The sequence below is a fragment of the Streptomyces sp. NBC_01288 genome (assembly GCF_035982055.1).
GTDB lineage: Bacteria > Actinomycetota > Actinomycetes > Streptomycetales > Streptomycetaceae > Streptomyces.
Map to the genome: position 1 here is coordinate 3342700 of NZ_CP108427.1, position 12211 is coordinate 3354910.

Sequence of the window (12211 nt, forward strand, 5' to 3'; positions counted from 1 at the left end):
CCCATCCCGGCTTCGCCCACCTCCGCAGACACGGGCCCTGCACGCACACCTGAGGCACTGCCGCCGCCCGCCGCGACTCCCCCACTCTCGGCTTCACCCACCTCCGCAGCCGCAGAGCCCGGCACGCGCACCCGCAGCGCCGCCCCCGGCCGCCGACTCCCCCGCTCCCGGCATCGCTCCGCAGACGCCGGGCCAGCACGCACCCCTGAGGCACTGCCGCCACCCGCCGCGAAGCCCAGCACCCACACCTACGGCGCCGCCATCGGCCGCCAACTCCCCCGGTCTCAGCTCCGCCCACGTCCGCAGACGCGGGCCCGGCAGGCGCATCTGCGAAGTTGTCATCGCCCGCCGGCTCCCCCGCCCCCGGGCTTCACCCACCTCCACAGGCACTGGGCCTGGCGCCCACATCTACGACGCTGCCGCCGGCCACCGACTTCCCCGGCCCCAGCTCCACCCACCTCCGCAGACACGGACCCTGCACGCACACTCGAAGCGCTGCCGCCTCCCGCCGCGACTCCCCCACTCTCGGCTTCACCCACCTCCGCAGCCGCAGAGCCCGGCACGCACATCCGCAGCACTGCCCCCGGCCACCGACTCCCCCGCTCCCGGCATAGCTCCGCAGACGCCGGGCCAGCACGCACACCTACGACGCCGTCGTCGGCCGCCGACTCCCCCGCCCCCGGCATAGCCCACCTCCGAAGACGCCGGGCCCAGCACGCACACCTGAGGCGCTGTCCCCGACCGCCACGGCTCCCACCCTCGGCTTCGCCCGCCTCCGCCTCGCAGGGGCACGCACCAGGTCCCGATCACCGGCGCCGATCGGGCCCCGCCGATCTCCCGCGGCCTGATCCGCCCGACGGGGCTAGAAGCCCGCGGGTTCCGTGTAAACCCCCCACTCCTCCCGCAGCACCCCGCAGATCTCCCCCAGCGTCGCCTCCGCCCGCGCAGCGTCCAGCATCGGCCCGATCATGTTCGACCCGTCCCGCGCGGCCGCGAGCATCGCACCCAGGGCCTGCTGCACGGCCGCCTCGTCCCGTACGCCCTTGCGTGTGCCCAACTCCTGGATCTGGTCGCGCTCCACCTCGTGGCTGACGCGCAGGATCTCCAGGTCTCCGGTGACCGACCCGTGGTGGACGTTGACGCCGACGACCCGCTTGTCGCCCTTCTCCACGGACCGCTGGTACTGGAACGCCGCCTCGGCGATCTCGCCGGTGAACCAGCCGTCCTCGATGCCGCGCAGGATGCCGGAGGTGATCGGCCCGATCGGGTGCTGACCGTCCGGGTGAGCCCGCAGGCCGCGCTCCCGGATCTGCTCGAAGATCTTCTCGGCGTCCGCCTCGATCCGGTCGGTGAGCTGCTCGACGTACCACGAACCGCCCAGCGGATCCGCCACGTTGGCGACCCCGGTCTCCTCCATCAGCACCTGCTGCGTGCGCAGCGCGATCTCCGCGGCCTGCTCGCTCGGCAGCGCGAGGGTCTCGTCCAGGGCGTTGGTGTGCAGCGAGTTGGTCCCGCCGAGGACCGCCGCGAGCGCTTCTACGGCCGTACGCACCACGTTGTTGTACGGCTGCTGCGCGGTCAGCGAGACGCCGGCGGTCTGGGTGTGGAAGCGCAGCCACTGCGCCTTCTCGGACCGCGCGCCGTAGACGTCCCGCATCCAGCGGGCCCAAATGCGGCGCGCCGCGCGGAACTTGGCGATCTCCTCGAAGAAGTCGACGTGCGCGTCGAAGAAGAAGGAGAGGCCGGGCGCGAAGACGTCCACGTCCATGCCCCGGGACAGGCCGAGTTCGACGTACCCGAAGCCGTCCGCGAGGGTGTACGCCAGCTCCTGCGCGGCCGTGGAGCCGGCCTCGCGGATGTGGTAGCCGGAGACGGACAGCGGCTTGTACGCGGGGATGCCGGTCGCGCAGTACTCCATGAGGTCGCCGATGAGACGCAGGTGCGGCTCGGGCTCGAAGAGCCACTCCTTCTGGGCGATGTACTCCTTGAAGATGTCCGTCTGGAGCGTGCCGTTGAGGACGGCCGGGTCCACGCCCTGCCGCTCGGCCGCCACCAGGTACATGCAGAAGACCGGGACGGCCGGCCCGCTGATCGTCATCGACGTCGTGACGTCACCCAGCGGGATGCCCTTGAAGAGGACCTCCATGTCGGCGGCGGAGTCGATGGCGACCCCGCAGTGCCCGACCTCGCCGAGCGAGCGAGGGTCGTCGGAGTCGCGGCCCATGAGCGTCGGCATGTCGAAGGCCACCGACAGACCCCCGCCGCCGTTGGCGAGGATCTTCTTGTACCGCTCGTTGGTCTGCTCGGCGTTCCCGAACCCGGCGAACTGCCGGATCGTCCACGTCCGCCCCCGGTAGCCCGTCGCGTACAGCCCGCGCGTGTAGGGGTACTCGCCGGGCCACCCGATCCGCTCGAAGCCGTCGTACGTGTCCCCGGGCCGGGGCCCGTACACCGGCTCCACGGGATCGCCGGAGAGCGTGGTGAAATCGGCCTCACGCGTGCGTGCGGCGTCGAAACGGGCCTGCCAGCGTCGGCGGCCTTCTGCGATGGCGTCAGCGTCCATACCTTCGAATTTACTAGGACGTCCTAGTAAATGTCGATGGCTGACCGCCGTACACAACTCGTACGGCGGTGAGAGCGGCGAGAGCCGCGAGGCTCAGACCTTCGCGGCGACCGGAGCCGGCTCGGCGAAGTGACCCTCCAGCTCGTGGCTGATCTTCCGCTCGACGAAGAACGCGGCCGTCGGGATCGTGCCCGCGAGCAGCACCCACAGCTGCTTGCCGACCGGCCACTTCGCCTTGGAGCCCAGGTCGAAGGCGAAGAGGAGGTACACGACGTACAGCCAGCCGTGCGCGATGGCGACGACCTCGGTGAAGCTCCCGGCGCCGTCGATCTTCAGGAGGTACTTGGCGATCATGCTCAGGCAGAGCAGGACCAGCAGCACACCCGTGGTGTACGCCAAAACGCGGTAGCGGGTGAACACGCTCTTTTTCATGAGGACGAGCGTAACCACCCGTTCCGGGCGATCTTTCCCCGGGTCGACCCCCGACCGGGCCCCCGGGTCACTCCTCGTCGAAGTCCTCCGCGGCGACCCGCAGCGGCCGCAGCATCGCGAAGATCTCGCCGCACTCCTCGGCGTCGTAGGCGCCCAGACCGAAGTCCATCTCCATCAGGTCGCGGGTGGCCGCGTCGCAGACCTCGCGGCCCTTGTCGGTGATGGAGGCGAGGGTGCCGCGGCCGTCGTTGGGGTTGGGGCGCTTGGCGACGAGGCCGGACCTGGCCAGGCGGTCCACGGTGTTCGTCACGGACGTGGGGTGCACCATGAGCCGCTCGCCGATCTTGGACATCGGCAGCTCGCCCGCCTTGGAGAAGGTGAGCAGCACGAGTGCCTCGTAGCGCGCGAAGGTCAGTCCGTACGGCTTGACGACCGAGTCGACCTCGGCGAGCAGGATCTGCTGCGCTCGCATGATCGAGGTGATGGCGGCCATGGACGGCACGTTTCCCCAGCGCTGTTTCCAGTGTTCGTCGGCGCGGGCGATGGGGTCGAAAGGAAGACTGAGCGGCTTTGACACGGCACCAGACCTTACCGGCCGGTCACATCGTGGTCAGCCCCGTCTCGCCCATCGGTCCCGGGAGGTGCCGCGAAGTTACGCGAGGCGCTGCGGGGCCGTACCCGTGTGCCCGGTGTCGTATCGGAGCGGGCCGTGCGCCTTGTGCCAGGATTACTGACTGATTGTCACTGAATGTCCCCTCGCGCAAGGGAGCGGCATGTCCCGGCTGATCCGTACGTTCGCGGCGCTCACGGTCCTCGGGCTCGCGGTGGGCTGTTCGTCCGCGTCCGACGTCGACGAGGCCTCCGTCGCCGGTGCCCGGTCCAAGGGGCCGATGGGCGACATGACCTTCTGGGTCGACCCGGCGAGCCCGGCGGCCGAGCAGATCCAGATGTGGGAGCGGGAGGGCCGCAAGCAGGACGCCACTCTCCTCAAGCGGATCGCCGACGAGCCGACCGCGCTGTGGCCGGCCGGTGAGATCGACCCCGGCCCGGTGATCAGGGCGGCGACCGCGGCCGCGCGCCAGGAGGGTCGTACGGCGGTCTTCGTGGCGTACGACATTCCGCACCGCGACTGCGGTCAGCACTCGGCCGGCGGAGCCGGGGACGCCGATGCCTACCGGGCGTGGATCGGGAAGTTCGCCGACGCGCTGGGGGATTCCAAGGCACTGGTCGTGCTGGAGCCCGACGCCGTCGCGCACATGGTGGACGGCTGCACGCCGGGCGAATACCAGGGCGAGCGGGAGCAGTTGCTGAGCGAGGCGGTCGTCCGGCTGAAGCAGCAGTCGGGGACGAGGGTGTATCTCGACGCGGGCAACCCGTCCTGGATCCAGGACTCTTCGAAGCTCGTGGAGCCGTTGAAGCGGGCCGGGGTCGAGGAGGCCGACGGGTTCTCGCTCAACGTGTCCAACTTCCAGACGGACGCGGTGACCAAGAAGTACGGCGTCCAGCTGTCGCGGAACCTCGGCGGCAAGCACTTCGTCGTCGACACCAGCCGCAACGGCAACGGACCGCTGGCCGGCGCCTGGTGCAACCCGCCGGGCCGTGGCCTGGGCACCCGGCCGACCACCGACACCGGCGAGCAGTCCCTGGACGCCTATCTGTGGATCAAGCGGCCCGGCGCCTCGGACGGCACCTGTGAGGGCGGTCCGGATGCCGGCCAGTGGTGGCCGGAGTACGCCTTGGAGCTGGCGCGCAACTCCAAGGCGTAGACCGGTAGTTCAGCAACTTCAGTTCACCTGGATCCACTTGGCCTCCGACGGCGTGCCCTGGGCGTCCGTCACGAAGAGCATGTACCAGCCGGGCGGCACCAGAGCCCGGTCGTTCGGAACGTCCACCGTCACCGACTTGCCGTCCTTGACCAGGCCCAGCTCGATGGAGCGCTGCTCGACGTCGGTCGTGTGCGTGACCGAACTCGGGCGCATCAGACGGGCCTTGACGACGCGTTCGGGGTGGTCGGTGCGGAAGGTCGCGCGGTGGTGCCGGTCCAGGGTCTCCGGACCGTCCTGCAGTACGGGCCTGTTGCTGCCGTTCTTGTGCAGCGCGGGCGGGGTGAAGATCTCCATGCGCTGCTCGAAGTGGCCCAGTTTGGTGTTGGCCTGGTCGTCGAAGAGCGGGTCGGAGCCGAACGTGACGACTCTGCCGTCGGGCAACAGCAGTGCCTCGGAGTGGTAGTTGCGGCCGACCATCGGGGCGGCGGCCTCGCGGAAGGCGTTGCCCTTCGGGTCGTAGAACTGCGCCTTGAAGATGTTGCTGGCGCTGCGGCCGCGGTAGTCCGAGGAGCCGTTGGTGGTGAAGACCGAGTCGTCCGGCATGATCACGCTGTTCAAGTACCGGGTGCCCTGGGGGAGGTTGGGGCCGTCCTTGAAGACGGGGCTGTCCTGCTTGAGGTCGACGACGGCGGTGCGCGGGGTCGACTTCTTGGACTCGCCGACGCCTCCGCCGCCGAGGATCATCACCTTCTGGTCCTGCGCGGGCGGCAGGAGGAGCGAGGACGAGGTCTCGGTCTCCTCGGGGTCGCGCAGTCCGGCGACCTTGGTGAACTTGTTGGTCTTCAGGTCCCAAAGGCCGGGCTCACGGCCCTTGTTGGCGGGTCCGTAGCCGGCGTTCGAGGCCGGGTAGAAGAGCTTGCCGCCCTTGGTGAGGAAGAGGGCCGGGTAGGTGGGGAAGTAACGCTTGGGGCCCGGGGTCCACTTCTTGGTCTTCGGGTCGTAGATCTCGTTGTCGCCCTGGTCGATCACACCGACGTCGTCCAGGCCGGAGACGGCGAGGACGCGGCCGTCGTCGAGGCCGACGAGGGTCGGGTACCAACGGGCCTTGTCCATCGGGTCGACGGAGATGTACCGCTCGGCCCTGGGGTCGAACTCGTAGGCGGCGCGGATGCCTTGGTAGTCCTGCTTCTCCAGGGTGATCTTCTCGGAGAGGCCGTACGTGTTGTTCGCGTCCTTGCCCTTGAGGCCGACGATGTCGTACTGGGCCTGGTTCTCGGTGACCGACATCGGGCCCGCCTCGGCGGCCTCGACGAAGACGCGGACCTCGCTCGCGGTGACCTTGGTCTGCCAGGGCTGCATCGCCCCGCGGGCGTTGTACGTCACCTTGAACTCGCGCTTGGCCTTGGGGACGGTGACATCGAACTTGGTGACGTAGTCGACGCCGGCCGGTGAGCGGAAGCGGGTGCCCTTCTTGAGGAACATCGCCTTGTTGGGGCTCTCGTTCTTGACGCGCATACCGCCGCCGGCCCGCTTGACCTCGCCGTCGAGGCGCTCGTAGCGGGCGGTGCCGCCGGCCACCAGCAGGTTGCCGCTGGGGAGTTGGCTGTGTCCGCCGCAGAAGAAGTCGACCGGGGTCGGGATCTTCTTGAAGGTGTTCGCCTTCGGATCCCACAGCACGGTGTCGAAGGACCCGGCGTTGAACTTCTTCTGCTCGTTTCCGGAGCCCGCCACGATCAGCACCTTGCCGGTGTGCAGCAGCGAGGCGTGGATGGCGTTGGTCCGGTACTCCTTCGGGATGTCGATCTGGTCCCAGGAGCCGTACTTGGCCATGTAGCCGGGCCGGGTGATCTTGTACTCGTGGTACTGCTCGCCGGCGAAGTCGAGGGCGGCCGGGGCGTTGAGACCGGCCAGGACGGCGATACCGCCGATGCCGAGGACGGTCTTCCTGGTTTTCTGGGACGGCTGGAAGGCCATGGTCTAGTTGCCCCCTGTCGTGGTGCTGGAGACGGACGGACCGGCCCCGGTGGTGGCGAGCGCGGGCTCGGCGGTGTCGAGGGTGCGCGCGCCGCCGAGCAACGAGCGGCGTTCTCGGCGTTCCTTGAGCAGCGAGCCGACCCAAACCCCAAGCGGCGAAAGGGAGATGACCATCGCGAGGACCGCCCAGGTGCGCATGGCCGCGTGGGTGTGATCGAGGACGACGGAGGCGGCCAGCGAGGTCGCCAGGAGGATCGCCCAGAAGAGATGGATACGGAAGGTCATCACCCGGTCCGGGCTGGCGTCGCCGCCCTTGGGCGTGACGACGAACCGGCTCGGCCGGCGGATGAGCGCCTCGCCGAGGGACTTGAGGTAGATGGGCGCGGAGAGCGCCGACATCGCCATACCCGCCAACCCACCCGACCCTTCCGGCTCGTGCGGGGAGACGTTGTGCCGCCGGTTCCAGAGATAGAGCCCGATCTGAAGCGCGGCCGCGTCGCTGTAGAGCATCAGCCACACAGAGGCCGCGACCTGGGTACCGGACGCCCCGAACCACAGGAACAGGAAGCAACTCATGATGCCCAGCAGCCAGTTGACGGCGGTCATCGGGTAGTAGACGAGCATCATCGTGTACGAGAACAGCCGCCCCGGAGGCATCGTGAACGGCGCCTTCCAGTACTGCTTGATGAGCGTCTCGTACGTCCCGCGCGACCACCGCATCTGCTGAGTGAAGAAGTCGGTCCAGGAAGCCGGCCCCTCTCCGACGGCGAGCACATCGGGCGTATATACGGACCGCCAGTGCGTACGGGTCAGGGGATTGCGGTGCCGATGCAGCTCGAACCCGGTGGCCATGTCCTCGGTGATGGAGTCGTACAGCCCGCCGATCTGCTTGACGGCGGCCATCCGTACGACGTTGTTGGTGCCGACGAACATGGGGGCGCGGTAGCGGTTTCCGGCGCGCTGGATCAGCGCGTGGAAGAGGAACTGCTGCGACTCGGCGGCCTTGGTGACGGGGTTGTGGTAGTTCCCGTACACCTGCGGTCCTACGACGAAGGCGACGTCCGGGTCACGGAAGTAACCCATCATCCGCTCAAGGAAGTTGGGGAGCGGCACATGGTCGGTGTCGACGGAGGCGAAGAACTCGTAGTCGCCGCCGTGCATGGCGATCCAGGCGTTGTAATTCCCGTGCTTCGTACGGGCCTTGTGGACACCCTTGGGGCGGTTCCACTCGGGAACTCCGTGCCGCGTGAAGTGCCGTACGCCCAACTCGGCGCACAGGGCCTTGGCTTGCTCGTCGTCACCTTCGTCGAGGAGCCAGACGTCGACCGGTCCGGTGTGGGTGACATTGACCGCGCCTTCGAGAGTCGCGCGGACCATGGAGAGGGGTTCCTTGCCCGGGACGTACGTCGTGAGCAAGGCGACGCGGGTGCCGGGGGCGGGGACGACGGGGATCGGGTCGCGGGCGACCAGCGTGGCGTGGGCGACGGAGGCGACGTTGACGACCATGAACAGCTCGATGAGCCCGATGGCTATCAGCATCGTGACGTCGAGCCCGACCATCCACTCCTGACCGCCCTCGCGCTCGACCCAGTGGGAGGGCCAGACGAGATAGACGAGCAGGGCGGCGGTGAGCACCGGGGCGAGGCTCATCAGGAGGACAGCGCGTATTCGGTGGGGCTCGCGCGAGAGGAGCGAGTTGTACTGCACCTGGTACGACGCACCGGACGGCTCCGCGAGCGGTCCGGCCAGTCGGCTGTAGGTGTCGTAGTCGTAGCCCTCCGGCCGCACAGTGCCCTCCAATGATTGAGGAGTGATCGACGCCCGGGGACCGAAGATCGACCGGGCCGATACCCATACACAAGTGGACATATAGGGGCATGTCGAACTGGGTGCGTCCAGGTGGGTGGGGAGTTGCCTCCGGCGGCGGAACGGGTGCCTCCGGCGGTGGAGCGGGATGCTTCCGGTGGTGGAGCGGGGTTCGGGTGCGGCTCGGCGAGAATGCCTCGGCCATGATCCTCAGCAGCGTTCCGGAGGTACCCGCATGCACGACACCGCCGATCTCGTCGCCGAGACCTACGCGCTCGGCGCCGGACCGTGGACGCTGACGCCCGTCACCCGGGGCGCGCTGGGGCAGATCTGGAAGCTGTCCGGCGACGGCTCGGGGTCGGGGTCCTCGTGGGCGGTCAAGGAACTCCTCTTCGGCTGCGACGAGGAGCAGGTCCGCCGGGAGGCCGCGTTACGGGAGGCATCGGAGGGGCTGGGCATCGCGTCGCCGCGGCTGCTGGCCAATCGGGAGGGGGCGTACGTCTCGCACCTGGACTCCGGCTCCGGCTCCGGTCTCGCTTCCACCACCTCCGGTTCCGATTCTTCCGCCGGTTCCCACATCAAGCTGTACGACTGGATCGACGGCGCCCCCGCGGACGTGTCCGACCCGGACGTCCTGGACTGGTTCGGGCGGACCATGGCGCTGCTGCACCGGGCGGGCGAGGGCGAGAGTGCGATGCCGTCCGCCTGGTACGAGCGGTGCCCGGGGGACGACGAGTGGGCGGTGCTGCACGCGGAGGTCCGGCGGGCGGGGATGCCGTGGGCGGACGAACTGGGCCGCTTCATCGCCACCTCCGCAAGGGAGTTGGCGCACTGGGTGACCCCGTCCGACCCCGATGGTCTGGTCACGTCCCATCTCGATCTACAGCCCCAGAACGTCCTGGTCGGCCGGAACGGTCCCGTCCTCCTCGACTGGGACAACGCCGGATCCGCTTCCGCGGAACGGGAGTTGGCCCGCGCCCTGTTCGTGTGGTCGGGCTGGAACGAGGGGGATGTGGAGGTGGGCGTGCGGGTGGCGCGGGCGTATCGGAGTGCCGGGGGGCGTGCCGTCGTACAGGGTCCGCAGTCGTTCTCGATGCTTTTCGCTACCGCGCTGAACTACGTGCGGGTGCAGGCCGATTGCGCGATCGACCCGACGGTGACGGCCGCGCAGAGGGAGTTCGGGAGCGGTCAGGTCGTCACCGCGATGGGTTGGGTGCCGGATCTGGCGGTCGTGTCGCGGTTGAGTGCGGCGGTGGGGCGGGTGGGGTGATCGAGTGCGGGGCGGTGGAGGGGAGTTGGGGGTGACCGTTCTGGTGTCGGTGTGGGGAGCGGCTCCCGGCGTGGGCAAGTCGACGCTGTGCGCGGGGCTGTCCCGGTCGCTCGCCGGGGCGGGGCTGCGGGTGGATCACTTCCGCGAGGAGGAGATCCTGAGCCGGCCTCAATTCGCTGCGGTGGCTGAGGAGTTCGGGGCGACTGGAGCGGTCGGTCTGGAGACGCTGGTCGCGGCGACGGAGCGGTTTGTCGCTTCTGTTCTGGCGAGCGGCGACGACGTGGTGATCGCGGACGCGCTGATGCCGTTCGTGCCGACGTTGCTGGCGATGGGGCACGGCGAGGAGGCGATCGACGCGTTCATGGCCGACCTCACGCGCGTGCTGGCGCCGGTCCGCCCGGTCGTGGTCTTCCTCGACGGGGACGCCGGCGCCGCGCTGTCCCGGGCGGCGGAGCGGGAGGGGCCGGGGTGGTTGGGCTGGTACGTCGGCAAGCTCGCCGCGTATGAGGTGAGCCCGCCCGTCGCCGACCTCGCGTCAGCTGTGGCCTACCTGTGGCGCGAGCGCGCCGTGACGCTCGGCGCGGTGCGGCGGCAGGAGTGGGGGCTCGTTGTGGTCGAAGGGGCGGATGGGCTGACGCCGGATGAGGTGCTGGGGGCAGTGGGGCAGGGCCTCAAACCCTGGCTTCCCCAGCACCCCTGACTTCGAGAACGCCGAGGCCACCCTGTCCCGCGCCGGGAAACGCGCGGGGCCGGAGTGGCTCGGCTCGTACGCCGGCAAGCTCGGCGCCTACGACGTGAGCCCGGCCGGCGGTGGCCCCGGGGCTGCGGTGGCATACCTGCGGCGCGAGCGGACGGCGGCCCAAGGAGGGCTTGTTGCGGTGGAACGGGCCGATGGGCTGACTCCGGGTGAGGTGCTGGGGGCAGTGGGCAAGGTCTCAAACCCCGGCTCCACCAGCTGTCCTGACTTCGGGGACATCGGGCCGACGGTGACGTACCCGCGGCGCGAGCGAGCCGATGAGCTGGCTCGGGGTGAGGTGCTGGGGGCCGTGGAGCAGGGCCTCGAACCCTGGCTCACCTGGCTCCCACGACCCGCCCCCGCCGGACGGCGCCCCCGCTACTCCGCCAGATGCCGTTCGACCGTCTCCACCTTGGACGTGAGGCCGTCCGTCACGCCGGGGCGGATGTCTGCCTTGAGGACGACGGAGACGCGCGGGGCGCGGGCCTCGACGGCGGCGACGGCTCGCTTGACCACGTCCATCACCTCGTCCCACTCGCCCTCGATGGACGTGAACATCGCGTCGGTGCGGTTGGGCAGGCCGGATTCGCGGACCACGCGGACGGCGTCGGCGACGTACTCCCCCACGTCCTCGCCGACACCGAGGGGCGTCACGGAGAAGGCGACGATCATGCGTTCACGATCCCTTCCTGGCGGACGCGGGAGGCGATGACCGCGTTCTCGGCCTCGCGCTTGAGCTTGCGCTCGGCGAAGAAGCCGCCGGTGGGCAGTACGGAGAGGACGAAGTAGAAGGCGGCCGTCTTGGCGCCCCACTTCGTGCGGTTCCAGGCGTCGGCCCAGAAGAGGACGTAGAGGATGAAGAGGACACCGTGGACCATGCCCATGACGGGCACCGCGTTGAAGTCCGTGGTCCGCTTCAGCACCGAACAGACGAGCAGCAGGAGGAAGGACACGGCCTCGGGGGCCGACACCAGGCGGAGGCGGCGGATGGCGGTGGCGGTCTTGATGTCCACGGGTCACCTTCGGTGAGGGAGACGTCCACAGTTTGTGAACGCGAGCACAAACGTTCACCCATTGTGGCAAACGGCTGAGCGACCCGAGACTGGGGGTCCGTCGCCGAGCCCCGGGAGTGCCCGTGCAGTTCGTTTTCTTCATGACGCTGCCCGGGCTGGTGGTCCTGCTGACCGCCCTCGCGTTCCTCGACCAGCTGCTCCTGAAGATGGGCCGCGCCGGAATGCTCCCCTGGCGGAACTCCGGGCGGCAGGGCCAGATATCCGCGACCGGCTTCGAGCAGCTCCACGCGAGCCTGTCGCCGGGCAAGCAGACCGAGCTGAAGGAACGGCAGAGCGCGCTGGTGATGCGGGACGACGAGGAGGACGGGGACCCGCCCTGGTCGACCGTCGACCTGCACGCGGGCACGGCGGTCATCCGGCTGAACAGGTCCCGCGACACGGCGTAGCGCCGGGCGACGTCGTCGTACTACGGCCCGGCGGCACACGGGGAGCACCGCCCGACGGCAGGCGGGAGCACCGCGTCTCGGCAGGCGGGAGCATCACGCGCGGCGGCACGTCTTGGGTACACCCTGGGGTCACCCCGCAGCGCACCCTGAAGGCATCCCGGGTCGGCCCCTGAAACGAACCCCGGGCCTGTCCCGGAGTCACCCC

The 12211-nt window shown here is 69.5% G+C and carries 11 protein-coding genes; 4 read left to right on the top strand and 7 right to left on the bottom strand.

Annotated elements, in window-relative coordinates:
* Positions 1 to 862: 862 nt before the first annotated feature.
* The 3 genes from OG194_RS14310 to OG194_RS14320 all read right to left on the bottom strand — a co-directional run bounded on the left by OG194_RS14310 (position 863) and on the right by OG194_RS14320 (position 3572).
* A complete protein-coding gene (locus OG194_RS14310) occupies positions 863 to 2563 on the bottom strand; it encodes an acyl-CoA mutase large subunit family protein (RefSeq protein ID WP_327401246.1) in 1701 nt (566 codons plus the stop codon).
* 93 nt (positions 2564 to 2656) lie between these two features.
* Positions 2657 to 2995 carry a DUF3817 domain-containing protein gene (locus tag OG194_RS14315; protein WP_318018875.1) on the bottom strand — a complete coding sequence of 113 codons (339 nt, stop codon included), beginning with the start codon at positions 2993 to 2995 and terminating at the stop codon, positions 2657 to 2659.
* A gap of 67 nt (positions 2996 to 3062) precedes the next feature.
* Positions 3063 to 3572 (bottom strand): MarR family winged helix-turn-helix transcriptional regulator, encoded by a 510-nt coding sequence (locus OG194_RS14320; RefSeq protein ID WP_327401247.1) that lies wholly within the window; start codon positions 3570 to 3572, stop codon positions 3063 to 3065.
* A gap of 196 nt (positions 3573 to 3768) precedes the next feature.
* Here OG194_RS14320 and OG194_RS14325 point away from each other — a divergent pair, with 196 nt between their 5' ends.
* Entirely contained in the window at positions 3769 to 4761 is a 993-nt protein-coding gene (locus OG194_RS14325) for a glycoside hydrolase family 6 protein (protein ID WP_327401248.1), read from the top strand.
* Between the two features lie 18 nt (positions 4762 to 4779).
* Here the strand turns inward: OG194_RS14325 and OG194_RS14330 are convergent, their stop codons facing one another.
* A complete protein-coding gene (locus OG194_RS14330) occupies positions 4780 to 6735 on the bottom strand; it encodes a kelch motif-containing protein (RefSeq protein WP_327401249.1) in 1956 nt (651 codons plus the stop codon).
* Between the two features lie 3 nt (positions 6736 to 6738).
* A complete protein-coding gene (locus tag OG194_RS14335; RefSeq protein ID WP_327407070.1) occupies positions 6739 to 8523 on the bottom strand; it encodes a glycosyltransferase family 2 protein in 1785 nt (594 codons plus the stop codon).
* Positions 8524 to 8776: 253 nt separating this feature from the next.
* Between OG194_RS14335 and OG194_RS14340 the strand changes: the two genes are divergently transcribed.
* Both OG194_RS14340 and OG194_RS14345 read left to right on the top strand, forming a co-directional pair.
* Complete coding sequence (locus OG194_RS14340) at positions 8777 to 9811, top strand: phosphotransferase enzyme family protein (protein WP_327401250.1); 1035 nt, start codon at positions 8777 to 8779, stop codon at positions 9809 to 9811.
* Between the two features lie 31 nt (positions 9812 to 9842).
* A complete protein-coding gene (locus tag OG194_RS14345; protein ID WP_327401251.1) occupies positions 9843 to 10511 on the top strand; it encodes a hypothetical protein in 669 nt (222 codons plus the stop codon).
* A gap of 414 nt (positions 10512 to 10925) precedes the next feature.
* On the opposite strand, the gene OG194_RS14350 is transcribed toward OG194_RS14345, so the two are convergent.
* Entirely contained in the window at positions 10926 to 11219 is a 294-nt protein-coding gene (locus tag OG194_RS14350) for an MTH1187 family thiamine-binding protein (RefSeq protein ID WP_019060761.1), read from the bottom strand.
* A complete protein-coding gene (locus OG194_RS14355; protein WP_327401252.1) occupies positions 11216 to 11560 on the bottom strand; it encodes a DUF3817 domain-containing protein in 345 nt (114 codons plus the stop codon). Before OG194_RS14355 ends, OG194_RS14350 begins: the two co-directional genes overlap by 4 nt.
* A 122-nt stretch (positions 11561 to 11682) precedes the next feature.
* Between OG194_RS14355 and OG194_RS14360 the strand changes: the two genes are divergently transcribed.
* A complete protein-coding gene (locus OG194_RS14360; protein ID WP_327401254.1) occupies positions 11683 to 12006 on the top strand; it encodes a DUF6191 domain-containing protein in 324 nt (107 codons plus the stop codon).
* The last annotated feature ends 205 nt before the right edge of the window (positions 12007 to 12211 follow it).

Coding starts and splice junctions, on each gene's coding strand:
- OG194_RS14325 (WP_327401248.1), top strand. CDS start 3,769: ATGTCCCGGCTGATCCGTACGTTCGCGGCGCTCACGGTCCTCGGGCTC.
- OG194_RS14350 (WP_019060761.1), bottom strand. CDS start 11,219: ATGATCGTCGCCTTCTCCGTGACGCCCCTCGGTGTCGGCGAGGACGTG.
- OG194_RS14330 (WP_327401249.1), bottom strand. CDS start 6,735: ATGGCCTTCCAGCCGTCCCAGAAAACCAGGAAGACCGTCCTCGGCATC.
- OG194_RS14315 (WP_318018875.1), bottom strand. CDS start 2,995: ATGAAAAAGAGCGTGTTCACCCGCTACCGCGTTTTGGCGTACACCACG.
- OG194_RS14310 (WP_327401246.1), bottom strand. CDS start 2,563: ATGGACGCTGACGCCATCGCAGAAGGCCGCCGACGCTGGCAGGCCCGT.
- OG194_RS14340 (WP_327401250.1), top strand. CDS start 8,777: ATGCACGACACCGCCGATCTCGTCGCCGAGACCTACGCGCTCGGCGCC.